The organism is Bacillus sp. USDA818B3_A (assembly GCF_009928415.1).
Lineage (GTDB): Bacteria > Bacillota > Bacilli > Bacillales > Cytobacillaceae > Neobacillus.
In genome coordinates, this window is the sequence record NZ_JAABNN010000001.1 from 419424 (window position 1) to 443969 (window position 24546).

Genomic DNA, 24546 nt, shown 5'->3' on the forward strand with positions numbered 1-24546 from the left:
AATCGAGTTTTTTTACATGACTTTTATTTAATTAGCTTGGATCCCCGGATTGTAACGCTTGATCCATGATATCGATCTTTTGTTCAAGATCATTGATTGATTTCTCTAAAGCTTCACGATTTGGCGAATTATTTAATTGCTTGCTAACAACAGAAGCGGCGTTGTCAAGGGCTGTCCACTCTTCAAAGTGAGCATCGGATGAAATACTATAAAAATCTTGTATTCCTTGGACAATATCCTTAATTTCTGGTTTCATCGCATCATATTTCTTTTCAAATTGATATTCTTTCAACAATGCAAAATGGTGTCTTACATCGCTTACTGGATTCATATTTCTATGATTCATTTTGTCATGGTATTCATCGTAGACCATCATCATATGCATTCCATGTGTATCATGCGGACCCATATGGCAATGGATTGGCCATATACCAGGATTATCAGCTTTTAATAATAAATCGTATTTTTCACCAGGCCCGATGGTAATCGAATCTTTAGTCATTGGATTGGAGATATCCCTTCCATCTGAAGCAACCACTTGAAAATGATGACCATGGGTATGGAAGGTATGGACTTCTGAACCTGCATTGATTAGCCTGATCAGATAGGTACCACCTTCTTTCACATGGAGAGGTGGTATTTCCGGATCCATTTTACCATTTATCGTGTAATATTTAGCTTTCCGTTCGGTAGTATCATAGTCCCCAGCAGCTGTACCAACATATTGATTAGCTTCGGTTCCTTCAGACAAGCTTAATAGCGGGTCTCTTTCTGCTAGGAGCAGTGTAAACTCCCCATCTGTTTTATATTTTGGTTGTTTTGGCTCCACAATAAAAGCCCCATATAAGCCCATTTCCGGATGCCTGTCCGGTTCCACATGACAGTGATAATAATAGGTACCAGCATGTTTTGCATCAAATTCGTATGTAAATGTTTCTCCCTTCATGGTTGGATGTTGGCTTATATCAGGTGTCCCATCTCCTGCAAAACTGTTGTCAATCCCATGGAAATGAATGGTATGCATTTCTTTTTGTTGATTATGGAACACGACCTTTACGTGATCCCCCTCTTTGACCCGGATTTCAGGACCTGGGACACTAGGAGGAGATGCCAGGGCATTTTTTTGGGGATCCCATAAACCAAATCCCCAGGAATAAAGTGTGGTACCTTGGGACACTTCCTGTTCCATATCTGCTGCATATAAATGAAACACCTTTGTTTCCCCTTTAGTTGATGGGACGGAAGCGGCCTTTAATTTCCCCCCTAGGATAAAAAAGGCTATTGCAGCAAGACAGCAAAATAAAGAAAAAAACATAATCATAGATCGTTTCTTCATGTAAACACTCCTTGATGATAGTATATGTTGGAAAGTCCATGCCATTCAATCATAAACTCCGGTAACCATTGATTACCGGAGTTTACCTGTAAAATGTTTATTTATTTAAATTGCTTTTTACATCTCGGTTAGTATTTTGCAAGTCTTCAAGTGAAGGAAGTCCTGAAATATAGCCTACCCCACCTGTACGATCGATTCCTATCTCTTTTTCCATCGCTTGTTTTAATTCATCTTTATCAACAGCTGTAATGCTCTTGCCATCTAATTCATCACCTGGATGTTGGAAATTGCTCATAATGTAAGAGAATCCATTACGATTATCTGCTACAAATAAACCTGTTGATTCCGCTCCAGCTGGAGCAGATAAAATTCTTGTCAGTTCCTTCGTGTCTACATTATAGGCCCAGACAAAGTTGTTGGTATGCATTCCGCTATCCTCACCGATGAATAAAGTTCTTAGAGCTTCCGAATAGCTCAGATTATCTGTATTAGCAACTTTATTCACATTCGCTGTATTTCCATAAGCATCCGCAGATGGCATATCTTCACCAGCAATTAATCCAGACATACTGGCCGCAACATATTCACTATTAATCTTTTGATCTGAGGAATCTTTTTGACCATCAGTTAAATCTAATTGGTATGTAACACCTGATTTAATTTTTGGAAGTTTCATATCATCCACTGGATCGGCCGAACTTTCGACCATGCCATTACTTTGATCGGAAATCGCAATATATACTTTATTATCTTTTTCGTTTAAAGTTACACCTTCCATTTTGTTAAATTCTGATGTAGCTCCAAGTAATGCTGCATAACGTCGGGATTCTAGGAATGCTGCTGCCTTTTCCATACCAGGCTTAAGTTTTAAGTATTCTGTTTTTCCGTATGAATATTGCTTAATTGCTTTGAAGCCTTCTTTCGGAACATCAGAGGTTTCAAAAATTTCACTGAACGTAACACCACTGTCAATGATGTTTTTGACCTCTTTATCTGTCGCATGACCTAGTTTGATCCATTCAAGATTACCAGAACCGCCATTTTCAGTACCAGTTTGATGGAATTTGGCCGCATAAAGTGTACCCGCTGAAAGGTCTTTCGCTTCATCAGCAACATACATGAACATAGTTGTATAAGAACCATCGTCACCAAAGAACGCAGTGCGATTATCCGGCATCATCTTCATTAATTCATGTGAGAAACGGCCAATACTATAGTGCTTAGAAACAGAAGCTTCTCCATTTTTGTTCACCTTAATTTCTGGAACGAAGCCATAGAAATATGGATTTGCCTTTGACTTGTCTCCAAAATAAAGTTTCGCAAAGCTTTCTACTTGAGTTCTTGTAGAGGAAGTTGGTAATTCAAAACTGCGTGCATCTGGCTCATACTCCTCAGAACCTAAGTGGGTATTCCATGGTGAAAGGGAACCGTTACATGGAATCCAAAGTCCATTCACTCTAGAAAAATCGATTTTCTTAACCTCTTTAGGTGTTAATTCTCCAGTCTTTTCATCTTGGTCTAATTTTGATAATGACATGGAAGCAGGTACAATTCCATATGCTGACTTACCGGCCGCATCGATGGTTTGATATTCGTAATGAGTAACCATGTATAGTTGTCCCTTGATTGGGTTCAATAAACTATTGGAATCAGGAGCATCTGATACATAGTAGGTTGGTTTGCCCTCTACACTTGTATCCATGATTGGGTCACCCTTTACATCAATCGGTGTTCCTGCAGGAATTAATTCCCCTTTATTTGAGGCAACTTTATCTTCAGATTTAAAGAGTCTCTTATAAGTAAGTGGGAAATTCTTTACTTCACCATTACTATATTTAACGTCCATAGAAGCATTTGTATAAGTCTTAACCATGTCCTCAATCTTTGTTGGTGCTGCCATCCCGTTAAACTTTACAGAATCAATGGTAACATGACCATTACCTGCAGCTGCTGCAGGTGTTAATGCTGGAATCATTAATCCTAACCCTAATGCAATTGTAGTAGCTTTTTTACTAAAACGTTTCTTTCCCATTGTTCTCCCCCTAGTATCTAGATACTTTTTGATCACATATCTATTAAATAAAATAATTATTAATCTAGAGTTTTTATTTTGTTAAGCGTATGTAAACTTAGGTTAAATCCTTGTAAAGTTTCCTTAGAATAAATTGTAAAATAGTAAAACTAAAATTATCATTTAACTAGACCTCTCCTGATCGGTCTAGTTATTTAAATTAACTTATTAGATTTAAATATTTTATACATTGGATATTGGTACTTATGTAATGGGGGATAGTTATGAGTCATAAAATACTAGTGATCGATGATGAACCATCAATAATTACTTTGCTTCAACATAATCTAGAACAGGCAGGTTTTGAAGTAATTACGGCCATGGATGGTGAAAAGGGAAAAAGTCTAGCTGAAGCGGAGTCACCAGATTTTATTCTATTAGATTTAATGCTCCCAAAATTAGATGGGATGGAAGTATGTAAGCAGCTTAGGCAAAAAAAGATTATGACTCCGATTATCATGCTCACTGCGAAAGCGTTGGAATTTGATAAGATACTAGGGCTTGAATTAGGTGCTGATGATTATATGATTAAACCATTTAGTCCAAGAGAAGTAATTGCAAGAATAAAAGCGATACTTAGAAGGGCTCAACTTCCTATTGAAATTGCGAATGGTATTAAATTTGACGAACCAAAAATTGTAATTGGAGAACTAACCATCTTCCCTATGAAATTTGAAGCCTACTTTAGAAAAAATCCACTCGAATTAACTTTAAAGGAATTTGAATTGCTCGTTTATTTAGCGAAAAACCGAGGCCGCGTTCAAAGTCGTGAAAAATTGCTCAACGCTGTTTGGAAAAATGAATTTCCAAGGGATAGTAGAATTTTGGATGTGCATATATCCCATTTAAGAGAAAAAATGAATGAGGAGACGAAAAAACCCGTTTATATTAAGACCTTTCGTGGGATTGGCTATAAATTAGAGGATCCGAGAGCATTATAAAGGCCGCCATCCTTATTTTTTTTAAATGGCAGCCCTAAAATCCCATGTTACCAAGTAAGTAAATTCCTTGCGATGGTTAATAAATTACGCATTTAGATCATAACGTTGTCCTGTAACAAGGTAGATAACATGTTCTGCGATATTGGTCGAATGGTCTGCTAACCTTTCGATATACCTGCACACAAAAGCTAATTGCGTAATTTGATTCATTTGGGAGGGGTATTTTTCTATATACCCCATTAATTCTTTAATTAATGTTCCATACATCTGATCTACATTATCATCTTTTTCTGCACATTTTCTTGCAAGTTCTACATCCTCAGTTAAAAATGCATTTAATGAATCATCTAACATGTCCAGAGCAAGGTCCATCATCTTTGGGATGTCGACAATTTTTTTGATATGTTTTTCTTGGCCAATGTGTAAGGTTGCTTTTGCTATGTTAACAGCGTTATCAGCGATACGTTCTACCTCAGAAGATATTTTTAAAGCCACTATGATTTTTCTTAAGTCACCTGCCACCGGCGACTCCTTCGCAATTAAAATTATGGCTTTGTTGTTTATTTCGTGTTCAAGATCATCAATAATGGAATCATTTTTTATTATCTGATTGGCTTTTTCAATATCTTGATTAATCAGTGTGTTAATACTTTCTTTAATAGCACTTTCTGATTTTCGAGCCATGTCAACAAGCATATCTTTGAGTTGTTTTAAGTTAGTATCAAAATTCAGTCTTGTATTCATTTTCATCCCCCCTGTTATCCAAATCTTCCTGTAATGTATCCTTCCGTTCGTTCATCCCGCGGGTTGGAGAATATCTTTGAAGTATCATCCCTTTCAATTAATTCCCCCATTAAAAAGAATGCGGTTTTGTCTGATACCCTTGAGGCTTGCTGCATATTATGTGTAACAATGACAATCGTATATTTTTCTTTCAACTCTAGAATTAAATGTTCAATTTTTAAAGTTGAAATCGGGTCAAGCGCGGATGTCGGCTCGTCCATCAGTAAGACGTCCGGTTTGGTCGCAAGTGCCCTCGCAATGCACAATCTTTGCTGCTGTCCTCCGGAAAGGCCCAGGGCAGGCGCATCTAGACGGTCCTTTACTTCATCCCAAAGGGCTACGTCCATTAAGGATTTAGTTACTATTTCCTCAAGATGCGTTCTTTTTTTCATTCCATGGATTCTGGGGCCATAAGCTACATTGTCAAAGATAGATTGGGGAAACGGATTTCCTTTCTGAAAAACCATCCCAACATTTTTTCGCAATTCCACCAAATCCATTTTGTCATTTAAAATATTTTGACCGTTATAATTGATTTCACCCGTCATCCGCACATTTGGAACATAATTAATCATCAAATTCAACGTCTTAATGAAGGTCGACTTCCCACAACCAGAAGGCCCGATGATTGCGGTCACTTCTTTTTTGTTGATTGGAAAGTTAATACCCTTTAATGCATGATGTTCTCCGTACCATAAATTTAAATCATTTATTTGAAAGACCTGTCTATGTAAAGCTATGTTAGACATATTGCACCCCCTTAGCCGAACCTGCCTGAAATATATTCTTCCGTCTTTTTCACTGAAGGATTGGTAAATATTTTTTCCGTCTGGTCATATTCAATCAAATCCCCGCTTAAAAAGAAGGCCGTTTTATCGGAAATACGTGATGCCTGCTGCATATTATGGGTCACGATAATAATAGAATAATCCTTTTTTAATTCAACGATTAAGTCCTCGACCTTTGCATTAGAGATAGGATCTAGTGCCGAAGAGGGCTCATCCAAAAGCATAACGGTGGGTTTCATCGCAATTGTCCTAGCAATGCATAAACGTTGCTGCTGCCCGCCTGAAAGGGATAATGCTGATTTGTTTAATCGATCCTTTACTTCTTCCCATAATGCAGCTTTTTGCAAGCTTTCCTCAACAATTTTATCCAGTTCGCTTTTCTTTCGAATTCCGGCAAACTTTAATGCATGGGTTATATTTTCATAAATGGATTTTGGAAAAGGATTAGGTTTCTGAAACACCATGCCAATCTCTTTTCTTAAAGAGACGACATTGATTTGGTCAGATAAAATATTTAAATCTTCATAAATAATCTCCCCTTCTGCTCTAGCTCCGGGAATAAGATCATTCATCCGATTAATACTCCGTAAAAATGTTGACTTCCCACAACCTGATGGACCGATTAACGCTGTAACTGAATTTGTTTCAATGTCCATTGAAATTCCATTTACAGCCCGTTTTTCACCATAAAAGATTTCTAGGTTATTTACATTTAGTATATGGTTTCTCTCTTGCGTCTTATCTGTTTGAACCTTTTTCGATTCAACCGGTCTTGGATTCGTTACTGTTACCATGTTAATTCACCTGCTTTTATTTAGTTGCTGTGATTTTCCTATGGATTATACTTCCTATCCATCTCGCCAATAAGTTAAAAATTAATACAGATATAACTAAAACGGCGGCTGAACCACTTGAAACTTCTTCGACATCCGGAATTAAGCCTTGTGTATTCACAGACCAAATATGGACAGCCAGAGTCTCCGCAGGACGAAAAATATTTAATGGTGAAGTTTGTGAAAATGGATTCCAGTTTGCATAATTTAGGCGCGGCGTAGACAAACCCGCTGTAAATAGTAAGGCAGCTGCTTCACCAAAAACACGGCCTGCCGCAAGGATAATACCAGTTAAAATAGTCGGAAATGCACTTGGTAATATAACCGTTTTAATCGTGTGCCAATGGGTGATCCCTAAGGCCAGACTTGCCTCTTTTAACTCTCTAGGAACCGAACGGATGGCATCTTCACTAACACGGACAATGACAGGCAAATTAAATACAGTTAATGCTAATGCTCCCCCCAAAATGGAATAGCCCCATCCTGTTAAATTAACAAACATTAATAAACCAAACATTCCAATGACAATCGAAGGAAGCGATGCTAAAACTTCTACACATGAACGAATAGTATTGGTTACTTTACCCGGTTTAGCGTACTCGGCCATATATATTCCGCCCCCTAAACCGAGCGGCACGGCAATCAACATCGTAATAAACAGCACATAGAAGGAATTAAATAATTGATCCCTAATTCCCCCGCCTGCCATCACATTGCTTGACGGTTTTGTTATGAAACCAAGCGATATGTTTTTTAACCCATTAACTAAAATATAGTAAAATAAACCAACTAATACCAAAATGATAATAAGTGCTATTAAATAGAAGATCCCAGACGCAATACGGTCAGCCGTTTTAGTATTCATTACACCTTCCTCCTTGAAGATAGGTAACGTATGAGCAGGATAAACGCGAAGGACATGATTAATAAAATTAATCCCATTGACCACAACGTATTATTTTCTACACTTCCATATGTAGTATGACCCATGTTTAATGTAATGATAGTTGTCAAAGTTGCCGAAGCATCTAGTAAGCTTGATGGGAGGTCCCTAACATTACCAATTACCATCTGAACAGCTAAAGCCTCTCCAAATGCTCTCGCCATTCCCAGAACAATCGCTGTGAGAAGGGTCGGCAATGCTGCTGGAATCAATACTTTACGGATGGTTTGCCATCTGGTTGCACCAAGAGCATAAGACCCTTCCCTAAGAGTTTTCGGTATAGAACTCATCGCATCCGTTGCAATCGTTGTTACTGTTGGCAATATCATAATAGACAGTACAATCATACCTGATAGCAAACTAAACCCAAGACCTCCGACATTCTCTCTGATAAAGGGAACAAGAATGGAAAGTCCAATGAAACCATAAACAACCGAGGGGATTCCCACTAATAGCTCAATGACTGGCTGTAAAATTTTCCGTCCCCAGGATGGTGCAATTTCGGTCATAAAAATAGCTCCTCCTATTCCTAACGGTGCTGCTATCAAGGCAGAGAGAAAGGTAACCGCAAATGATCCGAATATGAACGGTAATGTTCCATATTGAGGATTAGCGTGATTAGTAGGATTCCAATTTTTACTTGTAATGAACTCAACAAGGTTAACATTGTTTTTAATAAAGGATTGAAGTCCTTTTGTACATAAAAAGATTGTGATGGCAATCGTAGCTGAAATCATGATAGCAGCACATAAGATAACAAGGACTCTCCCCCTGAACTCTCCACCCATCCGATCTTTACTTGACTTTAATAATCGCTCTCTTGCAGGAGCTAGTTTTTCCATATGTAACCAATCACCCCTTATTAAGTCATAAGGGTAAATGTGTACACCACACATTTACCCTCTTCTTTCCAAACCTACACAGCTCATTATTTATTTGTTTGATTCCCTTTTGCATCACGTTCTACTTTCATTTCTGTGACAGGTAAATACCCTTGAGCTGATAATAAGTTGTTTTGAACATCGTCTGACATTAAATAATCTAAAAATTCTTTTGTCGCTCCACTTGGTTCTCCCTTTGTATAGGAATGCTGGTAGGCCCAAATTGGGAATTTTCCGGATTGGACATTTTCCGCTGTTGGCTCCACCCCATCGATAGATAGCGGGGTAACTTTATCATCCGTAAAATAAGAGAAGGCTAAATAACCCACTGCACCTTCGGTTTCATTAATGATTTTCTTAACTGTATTAGAAGAATCTTCTGTAATTCCTTCCGCTGGGGTTGCTCCATCAAGACCGAATTTATTAAATACTGCACGAGTCCCTGAAGCATCAGGACGATTCACTAAGGTAATTTTCTGATCTTTACCACCAATTTCTTTCCAGTTTGTAATCTTACCAGTAAAGACTTTAATCAAATTATCCTTTGAAATATCTTTAATGCCGACATTTGGGTTCACTGCCGCAGTGATTCCTACTACCGCTACTTTATGGTCGACTAATTGCTCAGCCGGAATACCTTCTTTTTCTTCTGCAAAGACATCCGAGTTTCCGATTTGGACAGATCCTTCAGCAACTTGTGATAACCCAGTACCGGAACCTCCGGCATTGACTTGGATATCCACATTTGGATTGTTAGCCATAAATTCCTCCGCCGCCGCAGCTACAAGAGGCTGCATAGCAGTTGAGCCGGAAACAACAATGGATCCGGACACTTCTTTCCCACCTTGATCGGCAGTATCATTTGTTTCATTTTTATCCCCGCCGCCACAAGCAGCAACAAACATCATTAATGTTACAATTGACAACAATAGGCTGAATTTTTTTAAACTTTCCATTTTCCAACTCCTCCAGGTGTTTTTCCTACTTACATTTTCATCAAGAACTTTGAAAAGTTAGCTTGTAGAATTCGGTGTAAGGTTTATAGTATTTAGTTTTATTTAAGGAAAGAAAAAATTTTTTCTTTTTTTATCATGCCTATCTTAAAATTATTTATTAACGTCTTTATATAAATTTCTATATTCGATGAGGATAGAAAATTGAAATGTATGTATTTTCTACAAAAATAAAATAGTAATAAAGGATAGATAATGAAATTAAAAAGCGAGGGATCCCTTTGAGAAGTAATGAACAAAGTAAGAAAGCAGCCGAGGAAGCCAATCATTCCCTTGGAGAGAAATTTAAGGACTTTGATACTAGAGCTACATCGGAAGTACGCTCCCAGTCTGAAAGTGCGAATCAGCAAATCCAAGAACAATTTTACGGGGAAGATGAAACAAATAATCTTCTACCTTTTCATGTGGATATCAACAATCCTCCAATAAAAAAATAATAATCAGGAGGAACTTTCCATCTTTTTTAAAAGCTGGACATCTCATCGCTCTAAAGCCAAAGTATATTTTTGTAATTTTTGCATATAGATTAGCAATCTATGGTAAGGGATGAGATGCTATATCTATGGAACTTGGCTGTCTCGCTTCAAGACTTGATGAGTTGACATTTTCGTTATTATTAGCCGGTTATAAAACTTGTCCGCCAAATTGGAGTAAGCAAGGAAAGAAACCCCTCTATCATTCTCTTTGGTTTATTACCAAAGGTACGGGGGAGGTCGTGATAAATGGTAAGAAAAGTATACTGGCACCAGGAAAACTGGTTGTTTTTACCCCTGGGATGATTTGCGATAAGAAAACTTCTCCAGCAGACCCGCTTGAGTTTTATTTTATTCGCTTTACATTTGCCGGGGCATTCGAGAGGAAAGAACAATGGAATTTTTCATTTCCACAAGAAATCCCTTTTCCACTACATGGGGTTTATACGATTAAAAACAGCTCAGGAGTGGTTCTTCTTTTAGAGGAAATTAGCTCTTTATCAAAACGAAGAGGAGCAACAATTGCCTTTAAACAAAAAATCCGATTCCAAGAACTTTTGCTAACCTTTGTTGATGACTTTCACTCACAAACGATATCTGGAGACACAAGTCAAATCATTGAGGAAACGATTGATTATATCAGTAAACATTATAATCAGATTATAACCTTAGAAGACTTGGCGAAGCTGGCAGGATTAAGTAAGAGTCACTACTCGAGACTCTTTAAAAAAAATGTTGGCTATAGTCCCATCGAATATATAACCCATTATAGGATCGATCGGGCAAAAGAACTCCTTGCCCATTCAGATATACGGATAAAAGAAGTAAGCCAAAGTATTGGATATGAGGATGAACTCTATTTTAGCCGGATTTTCAAAAAAATTGTCGGCGTGTCCCCTACTCAGTTCAGTGACGAACAAAAGTTAATCCCAAATTCTACACTGCCGAAGGATGGTTAATCGAATGATAACCATCCTTTTTGTATACTTTTAAAATACCAGAGATCCAGGTTTACCTTCTAAAAAGTCACTTAAACCCTCTGCCTTACCCGGTCATCTTTATTCTGATTAAGACATAATCGGTAGTAAGCGGATTGATTCCTCAGTAACTGTTCATGATTCCCCATCTCTATAATTCTCCCTTTATCCAAAACAATAATGTTATCCGCATGCTGAATCGTGGAGAGACGATGAGCGATAATAATAGTTGTTCGATTCTTGGATATTTCCCTTAAAGTATCCTGCACGGCCTGTTCTGTTTCCGTATCAATATTAGCCGTCGCTTCATCTAGAATAAAAACATTATTATCAGCAATCATCGCTCTTAAAAATGCAAGCAGTTGTTTTTGTCCTGCAGACAATACGGTCCCTTCTTCCCCTAACATGGTCTCATATCCTTGAGGAAGCGTTCTAAAAAAGGAATCAATGTTTACAGATCTTGCTGCCTTCCTAATTTCTTCCTTACTAACATGCTGATGATTTAAACGAATATTGTCCAAAACTGTTCCTGAAAACACAAAGGGATCTTGTTGAATGATACCAATATGCCTTCGCAGTTCATTTAAAGGAACATCTTTTATATGAATACCATCAAGTGTAATCACTCCCTTTTGATTATCATAAAATCGATTGATGAGTTGAATAATCGAACTCTTTCCCGCGCCTGTTGCTCCTACAATTCCTACTGTTTCTCCTTTTTTAATACTAAATTGAATATCCTTTAATACCCAATCTTCATTTTGGTAAGAAAACCAAACATTTTGAAAAACAATATTCCCTTGAACTTTTTCTGGAAGTTTCTTAGGGTGAACTGGATTTACGATCGTTGGTTTTGTTTCCAGTGTTTCAAAGATTCTTTCAGCCGATGTAAGAGCAGCCTGTATTTGATTAAACCTGTCTGCAAGTCCTCTTAGCGGTTCAAAAAACTGCCGGACATAATGGGTAAACGCATATACTGTTCCAAATGTTATACTGCCATCTAATACATTTCTCCCACCATACCAAACTAATAGTGACAGCGAGATGTTACCGAACAGACCAATAGAAGGATTAAAAATGGAATTTATAATGGTTTGATGCATACCTGCCCGATAATGCTTTTCATTTAATTCATTAAACATCCCCAATTGTTTTTCTTCACGAGCAAAGAGTTGTATGACACGCATGCCAGAAAGATTCTCTGCTAAAAAAGAAAGAAGACTGGAAAGAACAGTCCGAAGATTCCGTTGTGTGGTTCGTAACACCCTCTTAAAATAAAAGGTTACGATTCCAATCACAGGAATGACCAAAAAGCAGATAAGCGTTAATTTAACACTCATATAAAGCATCAAGAGAAGAATCCCCGCTAGAATCAGTACTTCTTTTATTAAGTTAACAATCACCTGTGAGTAGAGCTGATTAAGGGATTCCACATCGTGAGTAATCCTTGTGACTAATCTTCCAATGGGATTATGCCGATAAAATGACATTTGCAATCGGGAAAAATGTTTAAAGATCGCCTGACGAACATCATAGATCACATACTGCCCGGTATTTTGCAGGGCGTTATTTTGATAATAAGTACAAACGGCAGAACCAATCATCAGTAAGAAATATAGGACTCCTAAAAAGATGAGTCCTTTATAATCGTTTGATCGAAATTTTTCCACTTCTTCAGTGTTTAAAAGTGTTATAGGATAAGCAATACCACCTATCTTGATTTCATGTTCTTTCTGATTAAACAGAGAATTTTTTAATTGGGCGGAACCTTTATTCCAGCCATGTATCAAGTAGTAGGAATTATTAATAGGTACAATGACCGCTTTTTGTGCCCCTATTTCAGGCAGAAAATCTGATTCAGAAGGATCCAATCGAAAATAGACGGTCGTACCTAAAGAAGCTATTTCCTTAAAGGAGATATCCTTTTTTTTCAATTGTTTTTTTACTTCATTCGCTTTTGACTGTTGAATCGAAATCATCGGGTCATACAATCCGTTAATATGTGAATCAATTGCTACTTTGAGTATGAAAGGTTGAGCTAAACTGGCAATAACCATACATCCAGTCAATAAAATCGAAAATAAAAGAAGTTTCCAATAGGGTTTTGCGAACGATAGCATGCCCTTAGCTAATTGACGGTCCCCCATATTTGTCAGATTACCCTCTTTATTATTTCGAAACATTAGCTCCTCCTTCTTTTTATGAGAATTTTTCGTTCATGGACAGCAGGAAACTTGGAATGAATGGGGATATGCTGAGTGGTCTGCTGCGCATACATTTTCTTGTAAATACCTTCTTCTTTTAAAAGAGTCTGATGTGTACCCCTTTCTACAATTTCGCCAGCTTCCAATACAATAATTTGATCGGCTTCTTGAATCGTAGAAATTCGATGGCTGATAATGATAGCGGTCCGGCCTCTCATTTCGGTACTTAGTGTCTTTAATATATTGGATTCTGTCTTTGAATCGACGGCTGAAAGACTGTCATCTAATATGATAATCGGTGAAGATTTAATCAGGGCTCTGGCAATACTGACACGCTGTCTTTGTCCTCCAGATAATGATAGTCCCCTCTCACCGAGCTCGGTTTCAAATTTTTGGGGGAGATCTGAAATATCATCATAAATTTGTGCTTGCCTTGCTGCATGGTAAATTTCTTCCTCTTGATAAGGGGCAGGATCAAAGGAAATATTACCCTTTATCGTCGTAGAAAATAAAAAATTGTCTTGCGGGACATAGGCAATTGAAGACCTTAGCGTCTTGATTGGGATATTTCTTATATCATGATGATCAATAAAGATGGAGTTTTTGGGAGGATTATATACACGTAAAAGTAAGTTAACTAGCGTAGATTTTCCACTGCCCACCTTACCAACGATGGCAAGACTGGTTCCTTTAGGGATTGTAACGGTAATATTCCTTAAGACATCCCCCATGTTCTTTTGATACTTAAAAGAAAGGTTTTTAATACGTATGTCACCATTAAAAGAGCTTATTGGGAGGGTCTCTTCTTCATCTTTAATTTCTGGGTCTGTTGATAAGACCTCACGGATTCGATGGTCGGCGGCCTTCCCTTGTTGAAGAAGATTGATTACTTTACCTATATTCTCAATCGGACCGATTAACATGGATAAATACGTATTAAAGGCAACAAAATCTCCAAGTGAAATCGTGCCCTTCATAACTAAAATGGAACCAATAACGATTGATAGTAAATAACTTAGCCCTACAATCCCTTGACTTAATGAGGTAAATATTGAATTTGAACGAATTAATTGTTTATTAACTTCGACGTTGTTTTGATTTTCCTGTGTAAACTTCTTTATTTCTTCTTGTTCTTGGACATAGGTTTTGATTACACTGATTCCCGAACAAAATTCCTGTACACGGCTTGTCAAAATACCGATTGCATCCTGTACTTTTAAGGAATGGAATTGAATCTTGGTTCGAAAACGGTAGGCAATGAATGTTAATCCTGGTAAAGGCAATAAGACGAGTAGAGTTAAATAGAGATTAATCGTACCTGCCATCAGGAAAACAGCTATGGAAATTAGTACGGCTGCTTCTACCATTTGAAAAAAACCCTGCATGCCAATTTGCCTTAAGATATTCACATCGTTTACCGCATGGGCCATCAAATTCCCGATTCTTTGATTCTGGTAATATTCAGTCTGAAGTGTCTCCCAATGGGAAAACAGTTGTGTCCGTAAGTCCCGTTCCAGGATTCTTGACATTCGGAAAATATAGATCCGGCCGCTGGATCGAAATAAGAAGGTTCCTATTCCTGCAAGGGTAATCCATAAAGCCAATTCCCCAAGTGCAGTAACTTGTATAGATTCTTCCTGGAGGCCATCTGTAAACTCCTTGAGTAACATCGGAACCCACAATTGTAATAGGAGAGAAATAGCTAAAAGAATAGAACCGAACAAATAACTCCATTTATGTAATTTAAAATGTTCCCTGAAAATTGGTCCTTGCTTCACTCCAACCCACTCCTTTCATAAAGGAATATGCTAAGAATATCTTATCCCATAACTAATCACAATGGATTTCCCCATCATTTTTCATGGATAATCATGCTCAATACAACATTCATTATGAAAGGGATTGAACAATGAAAAGTTGTGCCCTGCATGACTAAACTTATTTGCCAGATTGTCCTTTACCGACTCGTTTTCCATACATACACTGAAAAGAGTTCATCAAATTAGGAGTGAAGAAAAATGTCCTCTGGCATCCTTTCCCATGTTAGATTTGCGTTAGCTCATTCAGTACAAGCTATACGATATACTGAAAGTGCGTTAATTTTTTTTAGAGAACTGACGGCCTATCCTTTCCCTCCAAATCCAATAAAGGAACATTTCTACCAAGATGCAATCGATCATCTTACAGAAGCCTATCTTGCGATTAAATCATTACCTTTTGATACCTTTTTTCCTAGTGATCCTATTTTTCAAAATATCCCTGTCGCTCCTGAAATTCAGGACAACGAAATACTTATTAACTTATCGGACAATCGAATTACACTTGCATTAAATAAAACAATTGAAACGATTAATGATATAAGCCAGTCAATTCTTTTAAGTGGAAAAAATGAAACACAGAAGGGGCAGCTTATCTTCATAAAACTATTCTTAGAAACAGCTAGAGACTCCCTGATGGCAGGGATCAATTCGGCTGACTTTATGGTAGGTTAAGTGAACTACCACCATTACAAAAAAGTCCTTTTTAGGTTTTATCCTAAGTTTTTCAGGAGCAGCACTTGCTCTCTTCTCAAAAAAATTGTATCCTGAGTGCATAATAAAGAAAATGTTCGAAATTGCAATTTTCCTCTTAATAATATTAAGAGCCAGAGAGGAATTTTTCTTATATGGACTTAAAACAGTTGGAGTATATCATTAAAATTTCGGAAGAAAACAATATTACTAAAGCAGCGGAAAAACTTTTTATCACTCAGTCAGCATTAAACCAGCAGCTGCTAAGACTGGAGAAGGAGCTGGGCACGCAGCTATTCGTCCGTTCACGCAGTAATTGGCATTTAACTGAAGCAGGAAAAATTTATATTGAGAACGCAAAAAAAATTTTACGTATAAAAAAAGATACGTATAACCAAATTAATGATTTTATTGATATAAAAAAAGGAAAATTAACGATTGGCTTAACTCCTGAACGCGGCCCGGAAATGTTTGCCGCAATCTACCCAATTTTTTATAAGAAATACCCAAATATTAAAATCGAACCTATTGAAATGTCTGTTAAACAACAACAGCATGAAATCTCTAAAGGAAACCTGGATCTAGGTTTCTTAACTTTGCAAGATTCCCAAAAAACGAAGGATGAATATATCCATATTTGTTCCGAACCGATTGTATTAGGTATACCAACCTCTCATCCACTTGCACACATAGGAGGAGAACTGGGTAATCAACTGCCTAAAATTAGCCTAAAACGCTTTGAAAATGATTCGTTTGCCATTATGCAAAAGGGTTCGACCCTTCGCGAGATCTATGATGATCTTATTCTTGAAGAGGATTTTAGCCCCCATATACTTCTAGAAACAAGAAGCTGTCATAACTTATTCCATATGGTTGCGGAGGGAATCTGCTGTTCCGTTTTTCCGATTACTTATGCTGAACGCGGTTCGAAAGTCTCCTATTTTTCAATTGTCCAAGATCCAGTATGGGAGGTATATGCAAGTTATAAAAAAGGAAGCTACCTAAGTAATGTGGCAAGAAATCTTGTTAATATTGCAGAAGATTATTGGGCTGGAAGAATGGAGAAATATCTTTAATATAAAAGGCGGCTATGTTCATAATACTTGAACAAAAGCCGCCTTTTATACTATCTATAAAACCTTATAAAATTTCAATAAAACTTTGTCAGGCAATCTAGCAGCTTTACAAATAAAAAGGTGATTCATCATCCATTGATATTTTTCATCATATACCTCAAAACGGGGGACCGTTCGAAAATAATATAAATCAGGATCAATAAATTGGCCTGTCTTTACTGCCTCCACATATTCTTCCGGAACCGTACGAATCCCATTATTTTCAATGTAAATTGAAGCACCGTCTTCTAACTGAACAGCGTATCTTGCGGAGAGTTCACATTTTCCATCCGGACGAATAATCTGACTATCAATTCCTCCTGGCAGTACTTTACCTTTGAAGCCTGCACCTATTACCTCGCCAGATAAAATTGGAATTAACTGCCGCCTGCCAACGACTTCATCTTGTCCCACAACAATCGGTTTATCTACTTCAATGAAGATACGAAAAACTTCCTCATAACCTATAGGTTTCTCTTCAAAAGGTGCCAAAAGTGGTTCCTCCCTCCCCTTTTTCAAGGATCTCTTTTATTTTTTGCAAATCCTTTTTGTTCGCTTTTTTCATCATAGAGCCCATGAAGGGAGTCAGCAATTTTGAAAAACCCGATGGATTCCCTCTGTTTCGGAGCGTCATTTTCGTAACATCCTTTTCAATTACTTCCCAAGTATAGGTTGTTTCCATGGGAAAAGGACCATCAGTTGTTCTCATCACCATTTTTTTGTCAAGAACAAATTCGACCACTTCATAAATATAGGCTAGTTCTCTCCCTAAAAATTGCGCTTTGAAGGCTATTTGTGAACCACGCGTTAGCGGCTTCGGTGTTTTCCATTCTACTGATTTAATATTAACATACCATTCAGGAGCATTGTCAGGATTAGCTGCAAACTCCGCCACTTGTTTAAGAGGAGAGAGGATGTTTATTTCTGTTATCACGTCTACCACGTCTTCATTCACTTCCCAATAAAAATCATCGATTTTGTTCTACATAATTTTTCAGTAAGGTGCCCAGCAGATATTTCCATCCTTCGGAGTGCTCTTGTTCCCAATTCTCGCGAATGATACCTGAGGCATGATGGGAAAGTTGCAGCAGTGTCGCCCCTTCTTTTTCCACGAGACGATAAGTATAGGAGCTATTTACTGCCCCTTGCATTCCTAAATGACCATGCAGGCGGATTTCTTCGGGTGCGTTCACATAATAAACATTCCCCCAGACGGCTCCCTGATTTTCTCCCCATTTTTCGATAAATTGTCCACCTGGTACAGGACTAAAGGTAAACTGTGAGGACTCCCCTTTTGGAGCTAAACGGAACTCCCACCAATCACCGGCATGTTCAGTTAATGCTTGAAATACTTGTTCACGCGGGGCATTAATTAATACCTCTTGCTCGATTTTAAATACTTTTGCTTGTTCTTGTTCAGTTGTTTTCATTGTAAATTCTCCTCCTATTTTTTCAGCCACTGATTTCAAATTTAGCAGCGAATTAGCCGCTGTTCCCATGTATTTTCCAATCCATCGGTTATGCATTTTCTGAAGTGGAACGGCATTGAGAAAATTACGCCGATATTTCCCTTCACGTCTAACTACTACCAAATTCCCTTCTTCAAGCAATGACAAATGCTTCATAATTGCAAATCTAGTGACTTCCGGAAAACTCTCATCTAATTCACCTGTCGTTTTCGGTGAATCCTTCAGTATATCAAGAATACGTCTGCGAATCGGATGTCCTAAAGCTTTAAATAGAGTGGAAAGTTCATCTTCCATTCCAACGATCCTTTCAAAAAATGTTTTATCATTATATTATGTGAATAAATGGTCACATGTATTATGTGACCTTATGGTAACATGTAAGCTTTTAAAGGTCAAGTCTCCAAATCCTCCCCTTAGTTTTAGATAAATAAACATCTTCATTCAGGACAAGCATAGAATAGTGGAAAGATCTTTTTACTGAGGGGAATGTTCATTAATGACAAGTTATCAATCAAAATTATCTGCCTCTCTGTATGCGTTGTTGTCTATAAGTTTTTGGGGAGTTTCATTCGTGTCGACAAAGGCATTGCTCGTAAAACTAGATCCCTTTTCAATCATCGTTCTTCGCTTTGGCATTGGAGCCTTATTTTTATTTGTTTTATTACTGATACAGCGATCCCGGATGTTAGTCTCAATTAAATACTTTCCCCACCTTATAATACTTGGTATTCTTGGAGTGTTTGTACATCAAGTCCTTCAGGCGACAGCATTATTAACCATAAATGCTTCTTCTGCTGGATGGCTTATATCGTTATCACCCATTTTTACAGTAATCTTATCCATTCTCTTTTTGTACGAAAAGATGAATATGACTAAAATTATTGGTATGGTGTTGGCAATAACAGGTGTACTATTAGTCACCACAACAAGAAGTGGACAATCCCTTCAAATCACCATAAATATAGGGCTTTTTCTAATGATTTTAAGCACGTTAAATTGGGCTGTTTATTCGGTACTTTTAAAAAGTTTAAAAATACCCTATCCCCCACTTTTGGTGACATTTTATATGAGTTTAATAGGTATGGCCCTTACCACACCATTTATCATCCGTAACAGTGGGTGGGAGTCTATTACACAACTTACACATACAGATTGGGCACATTTGTTGTTCCTTGGTATCTTTGTCTCTGGAATTGCCTATTGGTATTGGGGAAAAGCGTTAGCCGTATTAGAGGCGTCAAAGGTTTCAATGTTTCTATACTTGGAGCCTGTCTCAACCTTAATAGCGGCAGTATTGCTTTTACAAGAAAAGGTTTTATTCATAAGTGTCACTGGAGGTATCATAATTATTATTGGAGTGATTATTGTTAACGGTCAGCTTGTGCCTATGTTGTTCAGCCGCTTCAAGAATAAACGCCCATAGGAGGAGTGCTTTATGACTTTGAAAAATAGGATAAAGAATGTGTTAGATTCCTTAAAAAGCCCCTCAAGAGCACAGTTAAAGGATGCACTATTAAAGATGGATATAAAACTTACAGATTTTGAGGACCTGCCAGCGCCATCCCACGGCAAGCCATATAATCGAAAGCTCCTCTATAAAAATGATGAAGTCGAAATGCTTGTGATGAATTGGTCTCAATTAGAGTGCGCCCCACATGATCACGGCCATTCCCACGGTTGGATTCAAGTCCTTTCCGGTACTTCCCTCAATTCCGTTTACGAAATAAACGGCAATGGCTTACCTGCCGAATTGTTTCATGAATATCATCATAAAGGTAAATACTTTTATGCACCCAAAAAAGCGATTCATAAAATGCAGGCCTCCAATCAAACAGATATGATCACTCTTCATCTCTATTCTCCACCAATTACCGGAATGGTTGTTTATGACCTAGAAAAATGTGCTGCTTGCATCGTAAGTGATGATTGCGGTGCCTGGTGGCCGGAGGAACAATATCAAAAGGTAAAAGAGATTCAACTCAAGAAAGATTAGATAAGAATTTTTTCGTAAAAAAAGGGTGCACCTAAAAGTAATAACACTTTTTGGTACACCCTCTTTTATTATCTAATTAAGCATGAATAGAAGTACTTTGTGCAGCAGGCGTTGCTTTACTTTTTGCTGACGTCCATTTATAAGTCTTATATCGCCATGCATTTGTGATAAATTGCAATATAATTAAGCTGCAAAAAGCTGTCCAGGCCCCCGTCTGCCCTAAGTCATATACTTGAGTTAACAAAACCGTGCAAGGGATAAAGAATATCCAATTTAATAGAAGCGAAGTTCTCGACAAGAACGTAGTGTCGCCTGCTCCTCTTAAGCCTCCAGCAAAAATAATTCCAGATCCGCTAAATAATAAAATAAACGAAGCCAAATGGATGAGTGAAACGGATGTTAGATACACAGCTGATTCTGCTGTATATAATTTAGCAATTGGTAAGGCAAAAATAAACAAACAGATTGATACCAATAACATAAACCCTAATCCAAGGTACACAGTTACCAGTCCAAACCGTTTCGCCTCCTTGGGCCGCCCTTTTCCAATTTCTTGACCAATACCAACAGTAGACGCTGCACCAAATCCATTGGCAGGCATGAATCCAAATGACAGAATGTTAAGGGCAATCTCGTTAGCCGCAATTGCTACGGTTCCAAGGCGAGTGATACAGGCAGTAAATATCAACATCCCCATACTATTGGACAACTCTGTAATTCCTAGTTTCGAACTTTCAAACAAAAGCAATTTCACTTGGTTCCGCTCAATTGGTATCCAAGAACGGGTAAAATATTTTTCATTTAGGAATCGAAAATAAACAAGAATATTTAGCAGAAAGGTAATTCCTTCCGCTGCAACCATACTCCAACCCGCACCTTGTAAGCCCAAGTTTGGAAAACCAAACTTGCCATAGGCTAGTGCGTAAGTTAGAAAGACTACTAGGGCACTGTTAATTAAAGAGATATTCATCGGTGTTCTAGTATCTCCCGTTGCCCTCATATAAGCATAAAAGATAATATTAAAAACGGTAAACATCATCGCATACATTCGAACTTGGACATACGGAGCGCCAAGCTCAATAATCGATCCATTTGAACCCATCACTTCAAGAATAACCTGCGGTACGATAAAACTGGCCAAAAATAGGAGAAGCGCCTGTAATACAGCCAAAATCAAAGCAATTTGCATCCGCTGATTTCCTAGCTTCATATTTCTCGATCCATAGTTTTGAGCAACCAAATAATTAATCGCACCTTGATTACCGGAAAACAGTGCCCATAAATTGTACATTAGAACATTGGTGATCCCAACAACTGCAATGGCTGCAGCCCCCAACTTACCAATAATCATCAAGATAAGCAATCCTGTAACTGTCATCGATGAGAAGGTTGCAATCGATGGAATAGCCAAGCGAAGGATTTCTTTTACTAGTTTCATTATTATCCCACCGGTCATCTTAGAATTAAAAAAGATAAAATAACGTTTATAAGCTTCATAGTTTGAAAGAAAGCGCTTTTCATCTGTTCAATTTTAAGTTAGTTTAACCATTAGATAAATGGGCAACATGCATAAAGATAAGAAAGATTTATTATGCATGTTGTTAAATTACATAATAAAATCCCCTTACGCTTACTGCGTAAGAGGATTTACATATAGGTAATTAAAAGGTTTTATTGAACAGAATAACTAAATAGCCTCTCTAATCTACGAGCGATTTCTTCTTTGTCTGCCTCCACCACTTCAAGATGCTGTGGTTTATCAAACAATTGATTGATCTCCTCAGGGAATGTTTGATTGATATTACAACGCTCAATCGATTCATTAAATTTAGCCGGATGGGCAGTAGCAAGTGTTACACAAACTTCGGACAAATCGTTACAGATTTCGTAAGCCGCTACACCACAAGCTGTATGTGGGTCCAACAAATAACTTGCTTCACCATAGTACTTGCTGATGGTTTGCAAGCATTCTTCCCCTTCTACCCCATGTGCCGCAAAATCGCTTTGAACAACCTTTAGCAGTTCCTTGTCCACAACGATTCTTCCCTCTGCCTTGAATTGGTCCATTAAGTCAGAAACTTCAGCAGGATTCTCGTCCAATAGGTAGTATAAATAACGCTCAAAATTACTAGCTACTTGGATATCCATTGAAGGGCTGTATGTGCTGCGGAACTCGCCTGGCTTATATACTCCATCTTGGATAAATCCTTCTAATATATTATTTTCATTGGTTGCAACAATCAGTTTACCAACCGGCAGTCCCATTCTTTTTGCCAGGTAACCAGCAAAGATATCTCCAAAGTTTCCAGTAGGTACACTAAAATTGACATGGTTTACTTCTTTTTCTTTTTTCACTTGGAAATAAGCATAGAAATAGTAAACGGTCTGGGCTAAGATTCGTACAAAGTTAATCGAATTGATTGCACGAAGATGATATTTATTTTTAAAGTCCACGTCAGCGAATAATTCCTTGATGATTCTTTGCCCATCATCAAACGTTCCTTCAATGGCTAAATTTAGAACACTTTCGTCATCGACTGTGGTCATTTGTAGTTCTTGGACTTTACTAACCTTGCCATGCGGATGCAAGATACAAATTCGGATGCCTTCTTTCCCTCTTACACCCTCAATGGCTGATGCACCCGTATCACCCGAAGTAGCTCCAAGGATATGAATGGATTCTCCTGTCTTATTGGATACATACGAATATAAATTCCCTAAGAATTGTAAAGCAATATCTTTAAACGCAAAGGTCGGACCATGAAACAGTTCGAGCACATACATGTTATCCTTTATCTTTTGAACAGGAGTTACCTCCGGATGACGGAAGGTTGCATAGCTTTTCTCTATTAATGCTTTTAACTCATCTGCTGGAATTTCACCATCCACATAATAGGAAAAGATTTCATAGGCTAATTCCTGATAGGTAAGCTTGGACATTGCTTCTAACTTCTCTGCAGGGATTTGCGGGATTTTCTCAGGAACTAATAGTCCCCCATCATTTGCCAACCCCATTAAAACTGTATCAATAAAACCAATTTTATTTACGTTTCCACGTGTACTAACAAATTTCATAGTTTCCTCCAAATATATGTTAAAAGTTTTTTTCTTAAGATGTAAAAAGAATTAAACCGTTCAAAACTAATGCGAGTAAATATATAAAATTTATTTTAAACATAATTTATCGAATAGTCTATAAATTTCGTTTTGGAATAAAAAATTTTTACTATTTACATTTTTCGATAGGAGATTTCCTCAAAATTACTCAACAAATGGGAGGAACCATCGCATTTGATAAGAAAGTGACGATGAAAACTCCTCATACTTAAACAGGAAGAATAGAATTCATATGGAATTATATTCTTACAAGGAAATTTACCTTGTACAAACAAGGAAAGGTTGTGAGTTAATGAGACTATCAGATCTGCAGCCTAAGAAGAATTTCAGCTACATCTTCGTTCAATTTCCAGGAATGAAAATGAATGTCCCAATGCTCTCGAGCAGCGAGGGAAGGGTGGTGAATGAAGATGTTGCTTTATGCGTCCAATTAAATAGTAAAGAAAAGGTCAATCAACTTTATTATGTCCGAACGCAAAGTATCAGACCTTTTGATTTTACTGACGAAGGAATTGGCGCAAAGGCATCATATCGAGTCATCAAGCAAAAAGATACCTCTGTCGACTCACACATGAAGGAATCCGAGGACCTCGTCACTATTATTACAGATGAGGTGAAAGTTGTCCAAAAGAAAACAGAAACTGGATATACTTTCGTCTTGGTGTTAAATGAACGCGAAATCGAAATTGTTGCTTCAATTGAAAAAGAAGTCCTTCAAACAGTGAAAAGTTACTTATCTTCTAAAGAGAAAGCCAAAGAACCTGTCACTGTAAGAAATGATAGGAAGAAAAGTTCGGCTGTCTTCATTAGGAGGGTAAAGAAGAGGATAACCTCCGGAGGGCATGTCTTTCAGGAATATGTAGTGATTGAGCCAATCCGAATACTTTTGGAGGGCGTTAAGAGAAAAGTGAAAGTATTTTCTCCTGCGGCATTAGACTTTATCGGTCCAGGTGATCAGAACCAAACCATTTTAATTAATAGGGGGTGTGGATGAGGTTTGTCCATTAAGGAATTCACAACTTCATACAGTAATAAGATCGAAATAAGAGGATTAAATGGGTAATCCTTTTCGGTCATATATATATTTAATAATAAATGG

General features: G+C 37.6%; 23 protein-coding genes. 8 read left to right on the top strand and 15 right to left on the bottom strand.

Features of this window, described 5'->3' with window-relative positions:
• Positions 1-31: 31 nt before the first annotated feature.
• The gene (locus GXK58_RS01980) at positions 32-1336 is read right to left on the bottom strand and encodes a multicopper oxidase family protein (RefSeq protein ID WP_160719352.1); all 1305 of its coding nucleotides are present in this window, start codon (positions 1334-1336) and stop codon (positions 32-34) included.
• Positions 1337-1433: 97 nt separating this feature from the next.
• Entirely contained in the window at positions 1434-3368 is a 1935-nt protein-coding gene (locus GXK58_RS01985; RefSeq protein ID WP_160719354.1) for a PhoX family protein, read from the bottom strand.
• Between the two features lie 263 nt (positions 3369-3631).
• On the opposite strand from GXK58_RS01985, the gene GXK58_RS01990 reads away from it, so the two are divergent.
• A complete protein-coding gene (locus GXK58_RS01990) occupies positions 3632-4348 on the top strand; it encodes a response regulator transcription factor (RefSeq protein ID WP_160719355.1) in 717 nt (238 codons plus the stop codon).
• Positions 4349-4432: 84 nt separating this feature from the next.
• On the opposite strand, the gene phoU is transcribed toward GXK58_RS01990, so the two are convergent.
• The 6 genes from phoU to GXK58_RS02020 form a co-directional block, all read right to left on the bottom strand.
• Positions 4433-5092 (bottom strand): phosphate signaling complex protein PhoU, encoded by a 660-nt coding sequence (phoU, locus tag GXK58_RS01995; protein ID WP_160719357.1) that lies wholly within the window; start codon positions 5090-5092, stop codon positions 4433-4435.
• 14 nt (positions 5093-5106) lie between these two features.
• Positions 5107-5880 (bottom strand): phosphate ABC transporter ATP-binding protein PstB, encoded by a 774-nt coding sequence (gene pstB / locus GXK58_RS02000; protein ID WP_160719359.1) that lies wholly within the window; start codon positions 5878-5880, stop codon positions 5107-5109.
• An 11-nt stretch (positions 5881-5891) separates the two neighbouring features.
• Complete coding sequence (gene pstB, locus GXK58_RS02005) at positions 5892-6713, bottom strand: phosphate ABC transporter ATP-binding protein PstB (RefSeq protein WP_160719361.1); 822 nt, start codon at positions 6711-6713, stop codon at positions 5892-5894.
• A 16-nt stretch (positions 6714-6729) separates the two neighbouring features.
• Entirely contained in the window at positions 6730-7617 is an 888-nt protein-coding gene (gene pstA / locus GXK58_RS02010; protein WP_160719363.1) for a phosphate ABC transporter permease PstA, read from the bottom strand.
• Positions 7617-8537 carry a phosphate ABC transporter permease subunit PstC gene (gene pstC, locus GXK58_RS02015; protein ID WP_160719365.1) on the bottom strand — a complete coding sequence of 307 codons (921 nt, stop codon included), beginning with the start codon at positions 8535-8537 and terminating at the stop codon, positions 7617-7619. Before pstC ends, pstA begins: the two co-directional genes overlap by 1 nt.
• 86 nt (positions 8538-8623) lie before the next feature.
• Positions 8624-9532, bottom strand: a complete 909-nt coding sequence (locus GXK58_RS02020; RefSeq protein WP_160719367.1) for a phosphate ABC transporter substrate-binding protein — start codon at positions 9530-9532, stop codon at positions 8624-8626.
• A gap of 278 nt (positions 9533-9810) precedes the next feature.
• On the opposite strand from GXK58_RS02020, the gene GXK58_RS02025 reads away from it, so the two are divergent.
• Together GXK58_RS02025 and GXK58_RS02030 are read left to right on the top strand one after the other, a co-directional pair.
• Entirely contained in the window at positions 9811-10026 is a 216-nt protein-coding gene (locus GXK58_RS02025) for a hypothetical protein (RefSeq protein WP_160719369.1), read from the top strand.
• Between the two features lie 125 nt (positions 10027-10151).
• Complete coding sequence (locus GXK58_RS02030) at positions 10152-11021, top strand: AraC family transcriptional regulator (protein WP_160719371.1); 870 nt, start codon at positions 10152-10154, stop codon at positions 11019-11021.
• Positions 11022-11092: 71 nt separating this feature from the next.
• Here the strand turns inward: GXK58_RS02030 and GXK58_RS02035 are convergent, their stop codons facing one another.
• Positions 11093-13222, bottom strand: coding sequence for an ABC transporter ATP-binding protein (locus GXK58_RS02035; RefSeq protein ID WP_160719373.1), 2130 nt, complete (start codon positions 13220-13222; stop codon positions 11093-11095).
• Positions 13222-15021: an ABC transporter ATP-binding protein gene (locus GXK58_RS02040; RefSeq protein WP_160719375.1), complete on the bottom strand. Its 1800-nt coding sequence runs from the start codon at positions 15019-15021 to the stop codon at positions 13222-13224. The genes GXK58_RS02035 and GXK58_RS02040 overlap by 1 nt, the downstream gene beginning before the upstream one ends.
• A 240-nt stretch (positions 15022-15261) precedes the next feature.
• On the opposite strand from GXK58_RS02040, the gene GXK58_RS02045 reads away from it, so the two are divergent.
• Complete coding sequence (locus GXK58_RS02045) at positions 15262-15735, top strand: hypothetical protein (RefSeq protein WP_160719377.1); 474 nt, start codon at positions 15262-15264, stop codon at positions 15733-15735.
• Positions 15736-15908: 173 nt separating this feature from the next.
• Positions 15909-16829, top strand: coding sequence for a LysR family transcriptional regulator (locus tag GXK58_RS02050; protein WP_160719379.1), 921 nt, complete (start codon positions 15909-15911; stop codon positions 16827-16829).
• 54 nt (positions 16830-16883) lie between these two features.
• Here GXK58_RS02050 and GXK58_RS02055 read toward each other — a convergent pair whose 3' ends face one another.
• The 3 genes from GXK58_RS02055 to GXK58_RS02065 are packed head-to-tail and all read right to left on the bottom strand — an operon-like array spanning position 16884 to position 18631.
• Entirely contained in the window at positions 16884-17360 is a 477-nt protein-coding gene (locus GXK58_RS02055; RefSeq protein ID WP_160719381.1) for a DUF3237 domain-containing protein, read from the bottom strand.
• Entirely contained in the window at positions 17347-17811 is a 465-nt protein-coding gene (locus tag GXK58_RS02060) for an SRPBCC family protein (RefSeq protein ID WP_160719383.1), read from the bottom strand. The genes GXK58_RS02055 and GXK58_RS02060 overlap by 14 nt, the downstream gene beginning before the upstream one ends.
• 25 nt (positions 17812-17836) lie before the next feature.
• On the bottom strand, positions 17837-18631 hold the full coding sequence (locus GXK58_RS02065) for an SRPBCC domain-containing protein (RefSeq protein ID WP_160719385.1): 795 nt from the start codon (positions 18629-18631) through the stop codon (positions 17837-17839).
• Positions 18632-18833: 202 nt separating this feature from the next.
• On the opposite strand from GXK58_RS02065, the gene GXK58_RS02070 reads away from it, so the two are divergent.
• Both GXK58_RS02070 and GXK58_RS02075 read left to right on the top strand, forming a co-directional pair.
• The gene (locus GXK58_RS02070) at positions 18834-19760 is read left to right on the top strand and encodes a DMT family transporter (RefSeq protein WP_160719387.1); all 927 of its coding nucleotides are present in this window, start codon (positions 18834-18836) and stop codon (positions 19758-19760) included.
• A gap of 12 nt (positions 19761-19772) precedes the next feature.
• The gene (locus GXK58_RS02075) at positions 19773-20330 is read left to right on the top strand and encodes a cysteine dioxygenase (protein ID WP_160719389.1); all 558 of its coding nucleotides are present in this window, start codon (positions 19773-19775) and stop codon (positions 20328-20330) included.
• 76 nt (positions 20331-20406) lie between these two features.
• Here the strand turns inward: GXK58_RS02075 and GXK58_RS02080 are convergent, their stop codons facing one another.
• Both GXK58_RS02080 and thrC read right to left on the bottom strand, forming a co-directional pair.
• Positions 20407-21768: an MATE family efflux transporter gene (locus tag GXK58_RS02080; protein WP_160719391.1), complete on the bottom strand. Its 1362-nt coding sequence runs from the start codon at positions 21766-21768 to the stop codon at positions 20407-20409.
• Between the two features lie 233 nt (positions 21769-22001).
• Positions 22002-23405: a threonine synthase gene (gene thrC / locus GXK58_RS02085; protein ID WP_160719393.1), complete on the bottom strand. Its 1404-nt coding sequence runs from the start codon at positions 23403-23405 to the stop codon at positions 22002-22004.
• Between the two features lie 334 nt (positions 23406-23739).
• Here thrC and GXK58_RS02090 point away from each other — a divergent pair, with 334 nt between their 5' ends.
• Positions 23740-24441 carry a hypothetical protein gene (locus GXK58_RS02090; protein ID WP_160719395.1) on the top strand — a complete coding sequence of 234 codons (702 nt, stop codon included), beginning with the start codon at positions 23740-23742 and terminating at the stop codon, positions 24439-24441.
• Positions 24442-24546 lie beyond the last annotated feature (105 nt).